This window comes from Streptomyces sp. PsTaAH-124 (assembly GCF_000373685.1).
Taxonomy (GTDB): domain Bacteria; phylum Actinomycetota; class Actinomycetes; order Streptomycetales; family Streptomycetaceae; genus Streptomyces; species Streptomyces andamanensis.
On record NZ_KB892162.1, the window covers coordinates 204093 to 220520 of the forward strand.

14 protein-coding genes are annotated in these 16428 nt (G+C 76.4%); 7 read left to right on the plus strand and 7 right to left on the minus strand.

What is annotated here, in order from left to right; genetic code table 11:
• Nucleotides 1-208 precede the first annotated feature (208 nt).
• Nucleotides 209-1756 (minus strand): alpha/beta hydrolase, encoded by a 1548-nt coding sequence (locus tag B086_RS0109275; RefSeq protein ID WP_106436050.1) that lies wholly within the window; start codon nt 1754-1756, stop codon nt 209-211.
• A 455-nt stretch (nt 1757-2211) separates the two neighbouring features.
• On the opposite strand from B086_RS0109275, the gene B086_RS45900 reads away from it, so the two are divergent.
• From B086_RS45900 to B086_RS0109290, 3 genes are read left to right on the plus strand one after another with little or no spacing between them, the layout of a single operon-like run.
• Entirely contained in the window at nt 2212-3339 is a 1128-nt protein-coding gene (locus B086_RS45900; RefSeq protein WP_018566138.1) for a sensor histidine kinase, read from the plus strand.
• The gene (locus tag B086_RS0109285) at nt 3336-4001 is read left to right on the plus strand and encodes a response regulator (RefSeq protein ID WP_018566139.1); all 666 of its coding nucleotides are present in this window, start codon (nt 3336-3338) and stop codon (nt 3999-4001) included. Before B086_RS45900 ends, B086_RS0109285 begins: the two co-directional genes overlap by 4 nt.
• Nucleotides 4002-4037: 36 nt before the next feature.
• Nucleotides 4038-5015, plus strand: a complete 978-nt coding sequence (locus B086_RS0109290) for a zinc-dependent alcohol dehydrogenase family protein (RefSeq protein WP_018566140.1) — start codon at nt 4038-4040, stop codon at nt 5013-5015.
• 69 nt (nt 5016-5084) lie between these two features.
• Here the strand turns inward: B086_RS0109290 and B086_RS0109295 are convergent, their stop codons facing one another.
• Both B086_RS0109295 and B086_RS0109300 read right to left on the minus strand, forming a co-directional pair.
• Entirely contained in the window at nt 5085-5543 is a 459-nt protein-coding gene (locus B086_RS0109295; protein WP_158679360.1) for a hypothetical protein, read from the minus strand.
• Between the two features lie 125 nt (nt 5544-5668).
• Nucleotides 5669-6580: an NAD(P)H-binding protein gene (locus B086_RS0109300; protein WP_018566142.1), complete on the minus strand. Its 912-nt coding sequence runs from the start codon at nt 6578-6580 to the stop codon at nt 5669-5671.
• A gap of 91 nt (nt 6581-6671) precedes the next feature.
• Between B086_RS0109300 and B086_RS0109305 the strand changes: the two genes are divergently transcribed.
• Nucleotides 6672-7622, plus strand: a complete 951-nt coding sequence (locus tag B086_RS0109305) for a helix-turn-helix transcriptional regulator (protein WP_026252255.1) — start codon at nt 6672-6674, stop codon at nt 7620-7622.
• Here the strand turns inward: B086_RS0109305 and B086_RS0109310 are convergent.
• Nucleotides 7610-8800, minus strand: a complete 1191-nt coding sequence (locus tag B086_RS0109310; RefSeq protein ID WP_018566144.1) for a spore photoproduct lyase family protein — start codon at nt 8798-8800, stop codon at nt 7610-7612. The two genes, B086_RS0109305 and B086_RS0109310, sit on opposite strands and share 13 nt — an antisense overlap.
• A gap of 429 nt (nt 8801-9229) precedes the next feature.
• Between B086_RS0109310 and crtI the strand changes: the two genes are divergently transcribed.
• From crtI to B086_RS0109325, 3 genes are read left to right on the plus strand one after another with little or no spacing between them, the layout of a single operon-like run.
• Nucleotides 9230-10801 (plus strand): phytoene desaturase family protein, encoded by a 1572-nt coding sequence (gene crtI, locus B086_RS0109315; RefSeq protein ID WP_086024188.1) that lies wholly within the window; start codon nt 9230-9232, stop codon nt 10799-10801.
• Nucleotides 10788-11780: a phytoene/squalene synthase family protein gene (locus tag B086_RS0109320; protein WP_018566146.1), complete on the plus strand. Its 993-nt coding sequence runs from the start codon at nt 10788-10790 to the stop codon at nt 11778-11780. Before crtI ends, B086_RS0109320 begins: the two co-directional genes overlap by 14 nt.
• Entirely contained in the window at nt 11777-12847 is a 1071-nt protein-coding gene (locus B086_RS0109325; protein WP_018566147.1) for a DUF5914 domain-containing protein, read from the plus strand. Before B086_RS0109320 ends, B086_RS0109325 begins: the two co-directional genes overlap by 4 nt.
• A gap of 13 nt (nt 12848-12860) precedes the next feature.
• On the opposite strand, the gene B086_RS0109330 is transcribed toward B086_RS0109325, so the two are convergent.
• From B086_RS0109330 to B086_RS0109340, 3 genes are read right to left on the minus strand one after another with little or no spacing between them, the layout of a single operon-like run.
• The gene (locus B086_RS0109330) at nt 12861-14414 is read right to left on the minus strand and encodes an FAD-dependent oxidoreductase (protein WP_026252256.1); all 1554 of its coding nucleotides are present in this window, start codon (nt 14412-14414) and stop codon (nt 12861-12863) included.
• Entirely contained in the window at nt 14411-15142 is a 732-nt protein-coding gene (locus tag B086_RS0109335; RefSeq protein ID WP_018566149.1) for a class I SAM-dependent methyltransferase, read from the minus strand. The genes B086_RS0109330 and B086_RS0109335 overlap by 4 nt, the downstream gene beginning before the upstream one ends.
• Nucleotides 15139-16365, minus strand: coding sequence for a lycopene cyclase family protein (locus B086_RS0109340; protein ID WP_018566150.1), 1227 nt, complete (start codon nt 16363-16365; stop codon nt 15139-15141). The genes B086_RS0109335 and B086_RS0109340 overlap by 4 nt, the downstream gene beginning before the upstream one ends.
• Between the last annotated feature and the right edge of the window lie 63 nt (nt 16366-16428).

A 16428-nucleotide genomic window follows, 5' to 3' on the forward strand; every position in this document is an offset into this window, starting at 1 on the left:
CTTTCCGTGTCGGTGCACGGTCCGGGCGGCGGCGGGTTCCGGCCGGTGGCTCCCGCCGTCCGCCGAACGGACGGGTACCCGCGGGAGCGGCCCGTTCCACAGGATCGCCGGTGCCGCAGGGCCGATCGGCCGAAAGGCACGGGGCGCCGCCCGGGCGGCCGACCGGGGCGTGGGGGGGCACCGGCCCGGTCTGCCGTCCGGGCGGCGGTCAGTTCCGGCAGGTGCTGTCGCGGGACGGCAGGACACCTGTCGTCAGGTAGGCGTTGACGGCGTGTTCGACACAGGGGTTCCTCGGGGCGAAGAGTCCGCCGTAGACGGTGTGGCGGAAGGCGCCGCGCAGGGTGACCAGACGGGAGCCCCGCAGGGCGCGGTGTGCCGCCAGTTGCCCCTGGTAGACGGCCGCCGGGTCCCCGGTGTCGCCCACCATCAGCAGCGGAACGTCGTTGCGGACCGCTGTGGGCGGCTCCGCCGGGGCGGCCGGCCAGAACGTGCACGGGGTGACGGTGCGGGTGAGCGGCCCGAAGAGCGGGTCGTCGGCGCGGTGGGCCTGGATGTCCCGGTAGTAGGTCTCCGGGTCGCGGGAGGCCGCCGGCCGGTCCGCGCACTGGCTCGCGGTCTGGACGGCGAACGAGCCGTCCGTGTCCGGGGCGGCCAGACCGGTGAGCGCCTGCTCCAGGCTCGGGGTGGGCTCGGCCCCGTCGCCGCGGGCGGCCCGCAGGAGCACCCGGACGTCGGCGGCGTAGCCCGCGTACGTCTCGTCGCTGTCGCCCGCGGTGACGTTCCACAGGAGCTGCGGCAGGTTGCCGCTGTCGACGGTGTGGGCGCCGAGCCGGACCGGGGCGCGGGCGACGGCCCGGTCCAGCTCGCCGACGCTCTCCATGACCTCGTCGGCGGTGGAGCCGAGACCGTAGGTGCTGTCGCGGCGGGCGGCCCAGGCCGCCCAGTTGCGCAGGGCCCGGGTGACGGCCGGACCCAGGGCGGCGGTCTGGTCGGGGCCGTACGTGTCGGCGTCCAGGGTGCTGTCGAGCACCACCCGGTCGGTGCGGCCCGGGAAGAGCTGTGTGTACACCTGGCCCAGATAGGTGCCGTAGGAGGAGCCGAGATAGCTGATCCTGCGTTCGCCGAGTGCGGCGCGGATCACGTCCATGTCGCGGGCGGTGTCGCGGGTCGAGACGTGCGGCAGCTCCGTGCGGTGGTCCGCGCAGCGTGCCGCCAGGTCCCTGGCGCGTGCGACGGTCCTCTCGAAGCCGGCCCGGCCGGTCCCGGCGGAGCCGATGGAGACGGACGGCCAGCCGCAGTCGAGGGGGCTGCTGCGGCCGACGAACCGCGGGTCCATGCCGATCACGTCGTAGCGCGCGGCCAACTCGGGTTCCGCCTGGCGCAGTTGCAGGGCGAGGGCGCGGACCGGCACACCCGGGCCGCCGGGGTTGTAGAACAGGGTGCCGTGCCGGTGGGCGGGGTCCGTGGCGGGCAGCCGCGTGAGGGCGACCGTGAGGGTGCGGCCCTCCGGGTGGCGGTGGTCCAGGGGCACGGTGGCCTCGGCGCACCGGGCTCCGGCCCGGTCGAGCGCCGTGCCCTCGGCGTCCTTCGGGCCGTCCGCGCAGCTGTGCCAGGCCAGGGTCTGGCGCTCGAAGCGGGCCGGGCCCTGCCCGCCGGTCGCGGCCCCGGCCCGGGTGGTGCATCCGGTGATCAGGGACGCGCTCGTCAGGGCCGCCAGGGCGGCGGCGCACATGGCTCTTCCGCGTGGGGACAGCATCGTCGTGTCTTCTCCTTCGGGTCCGGGGCAGCGGGTCACGGCACGAACGTCGCCGTCCGCCGCCCGACGACGCTAGGCCGCGGTCACCGGCCGGCACATCGGCCCGCGGTCGGTGGTCCGGCCGGTGTGCCGCCCCCGGTGTCCTCCTCCCGTCCGGCGCTCGCGGACGGGCGATGACCTGCGCCTTCGCCCTCCGGGGAGGATGCGCCTCGGGGGTGTCCCCTACGACTGAGGGTGCGGTCGGGGCGGCGAAGGCATCGCGCCCGTCCGGCAGCGGCCCGGGAGACCGGGCGTCCGTGCAGGTCAGCGCACGGATTTGCCACTGGAGGAGGAACGCGGCTCATCCTGGGGGCGCAGAGCGGAGCTGATGCTTTCCGCCGGGCGGCGTACGTGGCCCGCGCGTGGGCGGCCTACCGTTTCAGTGCGCCGTACCGGACCGACGAAGTGGGGGAACGATGGCCGCACCTGCCGTCGCCCGGATACCGGCCTTCGTCCGGGACGCCCTGCTGGTGGCCGTGCTGTGCGGGGCGACGCTGCCCGCGACGGCCGGGGAACCGGTGCCGGTGGCGCTGAGTTCGGCGCTCCTGCTGCCGCTGCTGTGGCGTCGGCGTGCGCCGCTGCCGGTGTTCTGTGCCGTGGCCGCCGCCGCGTTCGTCCAGTGGCTGGCGGGCTGCCAGCTCCCGGCGGACGCCGCCCTGCTGATCGCCCTCGCCACGGTGGCCGCGCACACGGCCGGGCGCGAGGTGCTGGTGGCCTGCGCGGTGCTGGAGGGCGGCATCCTCCTGGCCTGCCACAGCTGGGCGGAGGAGGGCCGCTTCGTGTCCAGCGCGGTCGCGCTCAACGCGCTGGCCGCCGCTGCCGCCCTGCTCGGGGCGTACACACGCGCCCTCCGGGAGCGTACGGTCCACCTGGAGCGCGAACGGGACCAGCGGGCGCGGCTGGCGGTGGCCGGGGAACGGTCGCGCATCGCCCGGGAGATGCATGACATCGTCACCCACAACCTGTCCGTGATGGTCGCGCTGGCGGACGCCGCCGGATACGCGCCCCCGGACGAGGACCTGGCCCGTCCGGCGCTGGAGCAGATCTCCGGGACGGGACGGCAGGCACTGGCCGACATGCGGCGCGCGCTGGGGGTACTGCGGGCGGACACGGCCGAGACGGAGTCGCAACCGCTGCCCGGCATAGCCCGGTTGGAGGTGCTGGCCGAGCAGATGCGGGCCGCCGGACTGCCCACTGCCCTGGAGGTGCTCGGGGACCGCAGCCGGGTACCGGCCGCGGCCCAGCTGACCGTGTACCGCCTGGTGCAGGAAGCCCTCACCAACACGCTCCGGCACACCCCGCACGGCACCAGGGCCCGGGTCAGGGTCGTGTGTCTGGCCGAGGGTGTCACCGTGGATGTCGTCGACGACGGCCCCGGCGGGCGGAGCACCGGCCCGGCGCCGGGGCACGGCATCGCCGGGATGCGCGAGCGGGCCGCCGCCCACGGCGGGCGGCTGCTGGCCGGGCCGCTCCCGGACGGCGGCTGGCATGTCGGCGCGCGCCTCGGCCCCGGCGACGGGACGGCAGGGGGCCTGCGGCGGTGATACGTGTCCTGCTCGCCGACGACGAGGCGCTGCTGCGCATGGCGTTCCGCACCGTGCTGGGCGCGCAGCCGGACATGGAACCGGTCGGCGGCGCCGCCGACGGCGAGGAGGCGGTGCGGCTCGCCCGGCGGCTGCGGCCCGACGTGGTCCTCATGGACGTACGGATGCCGGGGACGGACGGGATCGAGGCGACCCGGCGGATCGTGCGGGCCGCACCGGACAGCAGGGTGCTCCTCCTCACCACCTTCGACCTCGACGAGTACGCGTTCGCCGGGCTCAGGGCGGGCGCGTCGGGCTTCCTGCTGAAGAACGCCCACCCCGAGCGCCTGCTCGCCGCCGTCCGCGAGGTGGCGGCGGGCGACGCGGCCGTCTCCCCGCGGGTCACCCGCCGTCTGCTGGACACCTGTGCGGCGCTTCTGCCGGGCGGCGGCGGCACCGGGCAGGAGGAGCGGCTGCGGCCGCTCACCGCGCGCGAGCGCCAGGTGCTCGCCCAGGTGGGCCGCGGTCTGTCCAACGCCGAGATCGCGGACGCCCTGCATCTGGCGGAGGCGACCGTGAAGTCCCATCTGGGGCGGATCCTCCAGAAGACCGGGCTGCGCGACCGCGCGCAGGCCGTGGTCCTCGCCTATGAGAGCCGCCTGGTGCGGCCCGATCTAGGATGAGACGTCCTGGACACATGTGCGAGAGGGAGGCTGTCCATGCTGGCTGCCGTGGCCGACGCGCCGGGCCGGCTCGCGGAGGCGGTGGCCGTGCGCGAGGTGGCGGCGCCCCCGGCGCCCGGCGCGGGCGAGGTCGTGGTGCGCATGGTCGCGTCGACCGTCAATCCCTCCGACGCGGTCACCGTGTCGGGCGCGTACGGGTCACGGACCACGTTCCCCCTCGTCCCGGGCTTCGAGGGCGTCGGCGTGATCGAAGCCGCCGGGCCGGGCGTGCCGCCGGGGGCGGTCGGCCTGCGGGTGCTTCCGCTGGGTTCGGCGGGGGCCTGGCAGCAGTACAAGCGGCTCGCGTACGCCTGGTGCGTCCCTGTGCCGGACGATCTCCCCGACGAGGTGGCCTGCTTCGCCTACGTCAATCCGCTCACGGCCGTGACGATGACCGAGCGGTTCTGCGGGCCGGGCGTGCGCCGCGTGGTGGTCACGGCGGCGGCCTCGGTCATCGGCGGGCAACTGGCGGAGCTGCTGGCCGGGCGCGGGATCGCCCCGGTCGGCATCGTGCGGGGCACACCGGGACGGACGGTGGCCGAACCCTCCCGGTGGCGGGCGGTCATCGCGTCGGACGACCCCGGGTGGCGCGAACGGCTGCGGGCGGAGACCGGCCCGGGAGGCGCCGACGTCGTCCTCGACTGCGTCGGCGGTGATGTGGGCGGCGCCGTGCACGCGCTGACGGCCCGTGCCGGTGTGTTCGTGCACTACGGCCTGCTGTCGGGGACGCCGCTCCCGGCGGAGTGCTTCACCGGGCGGGGCGCCCGCGTGGAACTGTTCCGGCTGCGCGACGTCGTCCGGCCCACCGGCGGCCGCCACCTGCCCGCGCTGTTCGCGCCGGTCTTCGAGCACCTGCGCCACGGCCGTCTGGGGACGGTGGTCGCACGGCGTGTCGGGCTCAGCGGACTCGCCTCACATCTCGGGAGCCCGGCGGCCACGGAGCCGGGGAAGACCCTCATCGCGTTGCAGGGGTGACGACGCCGGGCGGCGTCGGCGCAGCCGGTGGACCGGGCGCGGTGCACCGGCTGCGCGGACGCCGGACGCCTACGGGTGGTAGATCTCCCGCAGGGCGGTGATCCGGCCGTGGCCGTCGACGCGGTAGGAGAAGTAGGGGCTGTTGGCGAGCTTGTGGTGCACCAGCCACCGCGGGGTGACCTCGACGGTGTCGGTGTCGTGGAGGACCTCGACGGTGGCGCCCGGCGCGAAGGACAGCGACCGGGTCGCTCCGCTCGGGGTGTAGATGACGTCCTCGTCGTTCTCGGTGTTCACCACGCACGTCTGCGGGGTGACGCGTACGACGGTCCTGCCCCGGACGTCCGAGGCCGACCTGAGTTCGAGGAAGTGCCGGTAACCGGCGGGCAGATGGCACGGCTTCCAGGTGGTGGCGGACACGGACGGGCTCTTGGCCGCCGGGCCCGGGGCGGCGCCCGCGGTGCCGCTCGTGGTGGCGAGCAGCGCGGCGGCGGAGGCCAGGACGGCGACGGCGGCGTGACGGTGGTTCATGAGCATCCTCTGCTCCGAGGGATCCGCTGACGTCGAGGGAGAGGGCCGTCCGCGGGCGCGGGTTTCAGCGGGAGCCGACTGTGACGGGATGGTGACACGGAGCGTCGCGCGGCGGAGGCCGGCCGTCAGCGATCCGTCCCCGGTACCGGCCCGGTGCCGCCGCGGGCGGCGAGCAGGGGCCGCAGGTGGGCGTGGGCCCAGCCCGCCAGGGCGGTGGGCGTGGTGGTGACGGCGTCGCGGGGCGGCTCGGGGACCAAGGCGCGGGTGCCCGTGGTCATGCCGACGATGCCGTCCACCGCGTCCGGCGCCAGACCGGCCGCGGCCAGCGTCCGGCGGACGTCGTCGTCGGACACCGTACGGAGCCGGATCTCTCGTCCGAGCGCCACCGTGAGGATCTGCGCGACGCGCTGCCACGACAGGTCCTCGGGCCCGTGGACACCCTGGACGGCGCGGCCGTGCCAGGTGTCGTGGAGCAGCCGGGCGGCGGCGATGTCGCCGATGTCGCGGGGGTCGGTCCAGGGAAGGGTCCGCTCCGGGGCGTCGGCGATGGTCAGCCGCCCGGCGGCCAGGTCGTCCAGGGAGAGGAGCAGGTTGGTGAAGAAGTAGCCGCAGCGCAGGTGCAGCACATCGGCGCCGGTGGCGTCGAGCTGTTCCTCGACGGCGGCCAGTCCGTCGATGTGGCCCGCGCCGTGCCGCAGTTCCGCGCCGATGCTGCTGAGGAACACCACCCGCCGCACGCCCCCTTCGCGCACGGCGGCGGCCAGGCCCGCCCCGGTGCGGCGCGAGGTGCCCACCGGGTCCTCGGCGGTGTGCGGCGTCGGGTCCACCAGGAAGGCCGCGTCGGCGCCCGCCATCGCCGCACGGACGAAGCCCGCGTCGGTGAGGTCGCCGCGGCGGGCGTCCACCCGCTCCCGGACGTCCGGCGCCAGCCGGGCCGGATCGCGCACCAGGACACGGGGGCGTACGCCGGCCTGGAGCAGCAGTCTGACCACCCGCGAGCCGACGTGGCCGGTGGGGGTGGTGACGACGACGGTCATGGGACTCTCCTCGGTTGCGTGGTCCGGTGTGCCCGGCACCGTAACGGCCCTTGCGGCCGGAATCTGACCGCAAGGGTGCGAGGCTGGGCCCATGAATCACCCGAGTGCCCGGATGCTGGAGCTGCTGTCGCTGCTGGCCCCCGGGGTCCCGCGCGCCGGGGCCGACCTCGCGGCGCGGCTCGGTGTCTCGCCGCGCACCCTGCGCAGGGACGTGGAACGGCTGCGGGACCTGGGCTACCGGGTGCAGTCGGCGCGCGGGACCGGCGGCAGCTATCTGCTCCCGGCCGGGCAGGGCATGCCGCCCCTGCACCTGTCCGAGGAGGAGGCGGTGGCCACGGCGGTGGGGCTGCGGCACGCCGCCGCCGCGTACGGGACGGACGGGCCGGGTCCGGCCGACAGCGCCCTGCGCAAGCTGGAACAGGCGCTGCCCGCACGGCTGCGGGGCCGGATCGAGGCGCTGCTCGCGGCCACCGAGGTGCCGGGCGGGACGGGCCCGGCGGACGGCCTCGGCACGCTGGAGCGCCTGGCCACGGCCACGCACCTGCGCTCACGCGTGGGCTTCGAGTACGCGGGCCGGGACGGCGGCAGCGGCGGGCGCCGTGCGGAGCCGCACCGCCTGGTGCTGCTGGCGCACCGCTGGTACCTGCTGGCGTGGGACGAGGACCGCGCGGCCTGGCGCACCTTCCGGGTGGACCGGATCTCTGGTCTGCGGGTGCCGGGCACGACGTTCCCGCCGCGCCCGCTGCCCGAGGGGTCCGCCGGGCTGTTCCCCGGTCCGGGCCCGGCGCGGGGCGCCGTGCTGTTCCTGGCACCGGCCGGGGCGGTCGCCCGGCGGCTGACCGCCCGCGCGGGCACGCTGGAACCGGCCGGGCCCGGCCGCTGCCGGTATCTGACCGGCACGGACGACTGGGACTGGCTGGCGGGCGCCCTCGCCTCGGTGGGCCTGCCCTACCGGGTCGAGGGCCCCGCGGAGCTGGTGCGCGCCACCCGGGCCCTGACCGCGCGGGCCGGTGCCGCCGCGCCCGCGGATCAGAAGGCGTAGCGGACGGTGAGCCAGGGTGCGTGGGCCGCGATCAGTTCCCGCAGGCGCCCCACGGCGGCACCCTTCAGACCGGTGCGGTAGCGGACGTTGTCGTCCCCGTTCTGCGACCGCTTGGCCTCCTGGATCTCCGGGCGCCACAGCAGCTCCTCGGCACGCGGGTGCCAGCCGAGGTTGATCTCGTGCAGCGCGCGGTTGTGGGTGAGCAGGATGACCTCGGCGGCGGCCTGCGCCTTGACGGCCGCCGGGAGCACATCGTCCAACTGCCGCAGCAGCTCGGCCCACGCCGCCTCCCAGCCGGGCCGCAGGACCACCGGCGACAGGTTGAAGTGGACCTCGTACCCGGCTTCGACGAAGTCCGCGGCGGCGGCGATCCGCTCGGGCACCGGGCTGGTGCGGATGTCCAGCAGCCGGGCGTCCTCCTGCGGCATCACCGAGAAACGGACCCGGGTGCGTCCGCGCGGGTCGAGGCGGAGGAGGTCGCGGTTGACGAACTTGGTGGCGAAACTGGCCTTGGCGGTCGGCCAGGACCGGAAGGCCCGGATCAGGTCGGCGGTGTTGTCGCTGATCAGCGCGTCGACCGAGCAGTCGCCGTTCTCTCCGATGTCGTAGACCCAGGCGGTGGGGTCGCACTGGTTCGGCGCCGGTTTGCGGCCCTGCCCGGCGACATGCCGCTCCAGGTGGGCCAGGATGCGGTCGATGTCGGTGAAGACGGTGATCGGGTTGGCGTAGCCCTTGCGGCGCGGTACGTAGCAGTACGCGCAGGCCATGGCGCAGCCGTTGGAGGCGCCCGGCGCGATCCAGTCGGCGGAGCGGCCGTTGGGCCGGGTGGCCAGTGTTCTGCGTACGCCGAGGATCAGTGTCTCGGTCTTCACCCGCACCCAGCGCTCGACGTTCCCCTCGTTGCCGTGCAGGTGCGGGATGCGCCAGTGCGAGTCGACCTCCGTCACGCGGGCCTGCGGGAACCGCGCCAGGATCTGGCGGCCGCGCGGCGACACGGCGGCCGCGGGCTCGGCGACGATCTCGCGGATCCGCAGCAGCCGCGCGGCGGCCGAGGACATGTCCTCCCCGGCCCGCGGGGACGGCTCGGCCGCGGTCCGGGGCTCCGAGGCGTCGATCAGGTCGTCGAGGGGGAACAGGCTCGCCTGACGCGGGCTGCGGGGGTCGTGGGATGAGGGCATACGGGATCCGGCGGGGCTGGAGCGGTGTGCTGCTGGCTCTTCCATTGTCCTCCGCCCGGCGGCCCGCTCCGCGGTGCGGTCGCCGTCCGGGCGGCGGCTGCGGCGAGTGCGCGCGTCGTTCGCCTGCCCGGGACCGCCTTGCCGGGGCAGCCCTCGAATGACTCCCTTCGAGTGACCCGTCACCGGACGGCCCACCCCGCTCCTGGGGAGGAGCGCGCCCCTGCGCAGCGCGACCACTCCGATCACCCTCGTCACGCCGGCCCTGGGCCCGGGCCTCGCGGACGCCTCCGTCCGGCCCTGTGGCTCCGCACGGACGCCGTTGCGCCGGTGGGGTGACCTGCGTCCGCAACGGCCCGCGTACCGGGCAGGCATCTGCGCAACCGCACCCGCGAGAGGGGGTTGCGCATGCCGGTACGTGCCGGAGGCGGCGTGAGGACGGTGCCGGGTCGGACGGATCACGTGGTCGTGGTGGGCGCCGGTCTCTCCGGTCTCGCCTGCGCGCTGCATCTGCTGGGCGCGGGCCGCCGGGTCACGGTCGTCGAGCGGGACGCCCTGCCCGGCGGCCGGGCGGGACGCGTGCGCCTGGGCGGCTACGAGCTGGACACGGGGCCCACGGTGCTGACCATGCCGCACCTGGCCGACGAGGCGTTCGCGGCCGTGGGCGACAGCCTCGCCCGCCATGTGGAACTGATCCCCCTGCACCCGGCCTACCGGGCGTGTTTCGCGGACGGCAGCTCGCTCGACGTGCACACCGCGGCGGAGGCCATGGAGGCCGAGGTCGGACGGTTCGCGGGTCCGGCGGAGGCGGCCGGCTACCGGGCGCTGCGGGACTGGCTGACCCGGCTGTACCGGGCGCAGATGCGGCGCTTCATCGACACCAACTTCGACTCGCCCTTCCAGTTGCTGCACCCGGACCTGGCCCGGCTGGCGGCCCTGGGCGGCTTCGGGCGGCTGGACCGGCGGATCGCCCGCTTCCTGTCCGACCCGCGCCTGCGCCGTGTCTTCTCCTTCCAGTCCCTGTACGCCGGTCTCGCCCCGGCCCGCGCCCTGGCGGCCTACGCGGTGATCGCCTACATGGACACCGTGGCCGGGGTCTGGTTCCCCAGGGGCGGCATGCACGCGCTGCCGCGGGGCATGGCCCAGGCCGCGGGCCGCGCGGGCGCCGCGTTCCGCTGGTCGGCCGAGGCGACCGCGCTGGAACGCTCGGCGGGCCGGGTCCGCGCCGTTCGGCTGGCCACGGGCGAGCGGATCGCCTGCGACGCCGTGGTCCTGAGCTGCGAGCTGTCCGTCGCGCACCGGCTCGTGGGGCGCGCCCCGAAGCGGCCGGTGGCCCTGCGGCACTCGCCGTCGGCCGTCGTGCTGCACGCCGGTACGGACCGCACCTGGCCCGGTCTCGCGCACCACACGCTGTCCTTCGGCGCGGCCTGGGAGCGGACCTTCGAGGAGCTGACCCGCTCCGGGCGGCTGATGAGCGACCCCTCGCTGCTGATCACCCGGCCCACGGCCCACGACCCCGGCCTGGCACCGCCGGGCGGCCACCTCCACTACGTCCTGGCGCCCTGTCCGAACACCGACGTCGGCCCCGGCGCCGCCGCCTGGCGCGACCTGGGGCCCCGCTACCGGGACAGCCTGGTCGCCGAGCTGGAGCGGCGGGGCCTGGACGGTTTCGCGGGCAGCGTCCGCGAGGAACTGCTCGTCACTCCGCTGCACTGGACGGCGCGGGGGCACGCGGCGGGCAGCCCGTTCTCGGTGTCGCACACCTTCGCGCAGACCGGCCCGTTCCGGCCGCGCAACCTGGTCCGCGGTCTGGAGAACGTCGTCCTGGCGGGCTGCGGCACCACCCCCGGCGTGGGCGTGCCCACGGTCCTGCTGAGCGGCAAGCTCGCCGCCGCCCGCGTCACCGGCGGCGCCACGCGCCGCCGCACCGTTCCCGTCCGTCCCCCGTCCCGCACCGTCCGGGCCGTCGCAGCGACCGCGGAGGGCGTCCATGACCCGTCGTGAACTGGACGCCGCCGGTATCCACGACCCCGCCCTGCGCGCCGCCTACCAGCGGTGCCGGCGGCTCAACGCCCGCCACGGCAGGACGTACTTCCTGGCCACCCGGCTGCTCCCGGTGGAGCGCCGGCCGGCCGTGCACGCCCTGTACGGCTTCGCCCGCCGGGCGGACGACATCGTCGACGATCTCGACGGGACCCGGACGGCGGAGGAGCGCGACCGCGCGCTGCGCCGGCTGGAGGACGGCCTCGCGCACGGACTGCGTACCGGGGAGGGCACCGAGCCCGTGGTGCGGGCCCTCGCGGACACCGCCGGACGGTACGGCATCGCGCACACGCTGTTCGCCGACTTCCTGGCGTCGATGCGCAGCGATCTGCACGTCACGGACTACGCCACGTACGCCGATCTACGGGCGTACATGCACGGGTCGGCCGCGGTGATCGGGCTCCAGATGCTGCCGGTGCTCGGCACGGTCGTGTCCCGCGAGGAGGCGGCACCGCACGCGGCGGCCCTCGGGGTGGCGTTCCAGCTGACCAACTTCCTGCGGGACGTGGGCGAGGACCTGGACCGGGGGCGCGTCTATCTGCCGGCGGACCTGCTCGCCGCGCACGGCGCGGACCGCTCGCTGCTGGAGTGGAGCCGCCGTACGGGCCGCACCGACGCGCGGATCCGGGCGGCGCTGGTCGCCGCCGAGGAGCTGACGCGCGGGGTGTACCGGGCGGCGGAGCCGGGCATCGCCCTGCTCGATCCGCGCACCCGCCCGTGCATCCGGACCGCGTTCACGCTCTACGGCGGCATCCTGGACGCCATCGCGGACCAGGGCTATCCGGTGCTGCACCGGCGCGCGGTGGTCTCGCGCGGACGCCGGGCGGCGGTGGCGGCGGCCGGGATCGTACGGGTCGCCGCCGCGCGCCGCGCACGGGCCGGGCGCCCGGCGCCGCCCGTGGCCGGGGCGGCGCTGCGGCGGGAAGGACAGCGGGGGTGAGCGGGCGGGCAGACCGCACCGGCTGGACGCCGCCCGTGCGGCGGCGGCGCCGCTCGCGCTGGGCGGCGCAGGAACCGACCTGGCGGCAGGCGCGTCCGGCGCTGATCGCCGCCGCGCTCGCGCGGGCCTCGGCGCGGCCGACCGGCAACTGGTTCGTCGTCGGTGCCTCCCGGGACGTGCCCGCCGGGGGCCCGCCGCTCGGCCGGACGGTGGGCGGGGCGGAGGTCGTGCTGTGGCGGTCGGACACCGGTGAGCTGCGCGCGGGGCCGGGCGCCTGTCCGCATCTCGGGGCGCCCCTGCGGGAGGGCCGGGTGGTGTGCGGCACACTGGTGTGCCGCTGGCACGGACTGGCCCTGGACGGCGGGCCGTTCACCGGCTGGGACCCGTACCCGGCGCACGACGACGGTGTGCTGGTGTGGGTCCGGCTGGACGCGGTCGGCGGCGAGGAGCCGTCGGAGTGTCCCCGGGTGCCGGAGCGTCCGGCGGCGGGCGGCGCGGTGGACGCCGTGTTCACGGCCGTCGGGCGGTGCGAACCGCAGGACGTGGTCGCCAACCGGCTCGACCCGTGGCACGGTTCGTGGTTCCATCCGTACGCGTTCGTGGACCTGACGGTGGTCCGGCCGCCGCGGGAGCGGGGCGACGACGCCTTCGTCGTCGATGTGTCCTTCCGGCTGACGGGCCGTCTGGTGGTGCCGGTGCGGGCGGAGTTCACTGCTCCCGGGCCGCGTACGGTCGTCATGCGCATCACGGAGGGCGAGGGGGTCACGTCGGTGGTGGAGACCCACGCCACGCCGCTGACCGGTGCCGCGCACGCGTCGCCCCGGACGGCCGTCGTCGAGGCGGTCGTGGCCGCCTCGGACCGGCGCGGCTTCGCCCTCGCGCGGGCCGCGGCGCCCGTGCTGCGCCCGTTGATCCGGCACACGGCCGGGCGGCTGTGGCGCGACGACCTCGCCTACGCCGAGCGGCGCTGGGAACTGCGCGGTACGGGCCGCTTCCCCGGAGCGGGCACGGCAGCACAGCGCCGTGTGCCCGCCGAGGCGGCCGAGGACCGTGGCGCGCCGGGCTGAGCGCGCCCGACGGTCAGCGCCTCCCGGCCCGGCAGAGGGCCCTGAGCACGGGTGAGCGGCCGGCCCGGGGGACCGTCCACAGCGTCTGGCCGCGCACGCCCCAGGCCGCGAGGAGGGCACCGGCGGCCAGGAAGCCGGTGGTGGCGGCGCGTTCCATCAGGGCCACGGGCAGGTCGCAGCGGATCGCGTCACCGGCCAGCGTCACCCGCGGGTGCGGGGTGCGGACGGTGGGTCTGCGGGCGTGCGAACCGACCGGGAAGAAGGGGCAGTCGGAGCGCCACTCGTGCCGGGCGTCCACCACGCGGGCCCGGTGTGTCTCCGGGTACACGCGGTGCAGGCCGTCGACGAGCCGCCGCCGCATGTCCTGCGGCCCGGTGCCCGGGGCGACGGCGTAGGCGTGCAGCTCCACGACCGAACCGCCGGTCCGGGCGGCCCAGCGGGCGGCCTCTCCCTCGTAGCGTTCGAGGACACTGATGTTGTCGAGGCCGTCGTAGCCGCTGGTGCCGAGGAATCCGGGGCGGTCGGCGCGGACCGGGCGGTCCAGCCAGAGCCGGGAGACCAGGAAGGGCGGCGCGGTGCTCAGGGCGGCGATGTCCGCGCGCCAGGCCGGGGTGCCGAGGGCGGGTGACGCGGCGACCAGGTCGCGCAGCGCCCCGGGGTCGAGGGCGAGCACCGCCGCGTCGTGGCGGTCCGTGCCGCGGTCGGTCCGCACCTCCACTCCCCCGCTCTCGTCGGGACGGACGGCGTGTACGGGCGTGCCGGGGCGCAGGTCCGCCCCGAGGCGGCGCAGGTAGTCGCCGAGGGGTTCCCACAGCGCCTGGGGGAACGGCTCGGTGGGCACGTCGAAGAGCAGGCCCTCGGCCGAGCCGAGGAAGTAGATGTGGAACATCAACAGCAGTTCCGCGGCGGACAGTTCGCGCGGGTCGGCGAAGAAGCTGCGGGAGAACACCTCGAAGGCGAGGTGGTGCGCGGCCGCGGGGAAGCGGACCCCTTCCAGGAACGCGGTGGCGCTCATGCCGTCGAAGCGTGCGTAGACCTCGGGCACCCGGACGTCCAGGAGCGGCAGCGCGGCCCTGGCGTCCATCGCGGTGAGGTCGCGCCAGCCGAACGTGGGGCTCAGCGCGACGAAGCCGAGCGCGCTGAACGGCGGGGTGCGCGGGACATGGGCGAAGCTGTCGGTCAGTCCGCCGCTGTGCCGCAGCGGGTAGTCGGGCAGGGGTCGCAGCCGGTCGAGGCCGGGGTCCGTGCGGCGCAGCAGGCCGCGCAGGTTGTAGTACTGGCGGAAGAAGGCGTGGAAGCCGCGGCTCATGGTCGCGGCGGATCCGTCGGCGAGGCGGACGCGGCGGCCCGCGAGGCGTCCGCCGAGGGACTGCTCACGTTCGTAGAGGGTCACCCGGGCGCCGCGTTCGGCCAGCAGGGTGGCCGCGGCCAGTCCCGCGACGCCCCCGCCGGCCACGGCGACGCGGGGCGCGTCCCCGCTCCCGAAGCGGTCCCGGCCGGGCGCGGCCGGCACGGTCTCGGCCCTGCGGTCGCGGCCCCGGCGGGCCGTGCGGCCTGCCGCGCTCACCGGGCGCCCGCCGCCGGTGCGGCGGCCCCCGCGCGGGCCAGGAAGGTGTGCGCGATGCCCGTCTGCCATCCGGCGACGGGCACGGCGCGGACATCGGTGAACCCCGCCGCCGCCAGCCGCGCGCCGAAGGCGGGCGCGGTGTCGAAGTCCAGGACGCTGCGCCACAGATGCCGGTAGAGCGCGCGGTCGCCGGTGAGGGTGCCCGCGGGGACGATGACGCCCCGGCACACGGCCGTCCACAGGGCGCGGTGGGCGGTCGAGCCGCTGAGGCTGTACTCGTGGACGGCGAGCCGGCCGTGCGGGCGCAGCAGCGAGCGCACGGCCGCGAGGACGCCGTCCGGGTCGGTGACGTTGCGGAACAGATAGGCGGCGAACACCGCGTCGTACGGCCCCTCCCCGGCCGCCGCCACCTCCTCGGCGGTCAGATGCCGGAAGCGCACTCCGGCCGGCCACCGCTTGGCCAGAGCGCGCCGCAGCATCCCCGAGGAGGCGTCGACGGCCGTGATCCGGGCGTGGGGCGCGGCCCGCAGCAGCGCCCGGGTGGAGGCGCCGGTGCCGCAGCCGAGGTCCAGTACGCGCAGTCCGGCGCCGCCCGCGGGCAGCCGCAGCCGGCGTGCCGAGCGCAGGAGGTCGGTGCGGTAGCCGGGGTTGAGGGCGGTGAGGCGGTCGTAGGCGGGCGCGGCGTGGTCGAAGGCGCGGGCCAGGTCGTGGTCGCGCAGCAGTGTCATCGGTGGTTCTCTCCGCTCGGTGGGGAGCTTGGGGGGCGGCGGGGCAGGAAGGGGAGTTCGGCGGCGGTCCGCAGCATGGGGACCACGGGGGTGCGTATGCCGATTCCCCAGTCCTCCCAGGGGGTGGTGGTGCCGTCGAGGAAGCGCAGCAGGCGTTCGGCGGGGACGCGGCGGAACAGGCCGGTGAAGAAGCCGGGGCCGTCGATCCGCCCGGTGTCCAGGGCGCGCAGCAGCACCGCGTCCATGGCGAGGGCCCGCCGCCGGTGCGGCGGCGGCGCGGTCGCGCGGCCCGCGCGCAGGGCGGCGGCGATGGCCCGGGTCTGCCGCTGCACGGCGGCGAACGTGTAGCCGGTCGCCGGGCGGGTGGCGCCGCCCGCGGTCCCGATCCGGAACACGGCGTCTCCCGCTCTGCGTGTGAACCGGCCGTCGGTCATGGGGATGGCGCCCTGCTCGGCCGACTCCACGGTGAGCGGGCCGAGCCGCAGGACGGTCTCGCTGTAGTGGGCCAGCGCCGCCTCGTACCGCGCACGGGTCAGCGGCGTCCGGGAGAACTCGGTGTACTCCACGAGCGCCCGGTCGGGTGCCAGGGGCAGGACGTAGCCGAAGGCGAGCCCGTGCGGCGGCTGCGGCACACGGAAGTCCATCAGGTCGGCGACGGCCGGGTCGAAGCGGGCGGTCCGGGTGCGGACGAACCAGCCGCGGAAGTGCTGTGTCAGATGGGTGCGGGCCGGGGGCAGGACGGGCCGGGGCCGGGAGTCGTACACATGGCGGGCGCGCAGGGACAGCGTCCGCCCGTCGGGCGTGGTGCAGCGCACCTCGGCGCCGCCGGGGGTGTCGCGGACGGTGCGGGCCGTGGCCCGCAGGACGCGCACGGTGGGGGTCCGGGCGAGCCGGGCGTGCACCAGCCGCTCGAAGTCGGTGGAGCGCAGCATGCGGTAGCTCAGCGGGGCAGGGTCCAGGAGGACGGCCCGGCCGTCGGCGCCGTGGACGCGCAGCCGGGACCAGCAGGCGCTGACCGCCTCGTCGAGGTCGCCGCTGCCCCGGTCCCAGTAGCACCACGTCCGCTCGGGCGGCGTCAGCGGTCCGGCGGGGGCGTCCACGAGCGTCACACCGGGGACGGCGGCGGCCGCCAGCCGGTGGGCGAGGCTGAGTCCGGCCGCTCCGCCGCCGACGATGACGACGCCGGACGGAGGGCCGGGGGCGGCGCGCTGCTGACGTGTCATGTCGCTCTTCCTGCGGGCGCCGGGCGGGCGGGGCGGGTGCCGTCCGCCGTACGCGGCCTCCCG

What these genes read in the sequence shown, in the direction of transcription:
- B086_RS0109335 (WP_018566149.1), bottom strand. Translation starts at nt 15,142, where the DNA reads ATGACACTGCTGCGCGACCACGACCTGGCCCGCGCCTTCGACCACGCC.
- B086_RS0109320 (WP_018566146.1), top strand. Translation starts at nt 10,788, where the DNA reads ATGACCCGTCGTGAACTGGACGCCGCCGGTATCCACGACCCCGCCCTG.
- B086_RS0109275 (WP_106436050.1), bottom strand. Translation starts at nt 1,756, where the DNA reads ATGCTGTCCCCACGCGGAAGAGCCATGTGCGCCGCCGCCCTGGCGGCC.
- B086_RS0109340 (WP_018566150.1), bottom strand. Translation starts at nt 16,365, where the DNA reads ATGACACGTCAGCAGCGCGCCGCCCCCGGCCCTCCGTCCGGCGTCGTC.
- B086_RS0109295 (WP_158679360.1), bottom strand. Translation starts at nt 5,543, where the DNA reads ATGAACCACCGTCACGCCGCCGTCGCCGTCCTGGCCTCCGCCGCCGCG.
- B086_RS45900 (WP_018566138.1), top strand. Translation starts at nt 2,212, where the DNA reads ATGGCCGCACCTGCCGTCGCCCGGATACCGGCCTTCGTCCGGGACGCC.
- B086_RS0109305 (WP_026252255.1), top strand. Translation starts at nt 6,672, where the DNA reads ATGAATCACCCGAGTGCCCGGATGCTGGAGCTGCTGTCGCTGCTGGCC.
- B086_RS0109300 (WP_018566142.1), bottom strand. Translation starts at nt 6,580, where the DNA reads ATGACCGTCGTCGTCACCACCCCCACCGGCCACGTCGGCTCGCGGGTG.
- B086_RS0109290 (WP_018566140.1), top strand. Translation starts at nt 4,038, where the DNA reads ATGCTGGCTGCCGTGGCCGACGCGCCGGGCCGGCTCGCGGAGGCGGTG.
- B086_RS0109310 (WP_018566144.1), bottom strand. Translation starts at nt 8,800, where the DNA reads ATGCCCTCATCCCACGACCCCCGCAGCCCGCGTCAGGCGAGCCTGTTC.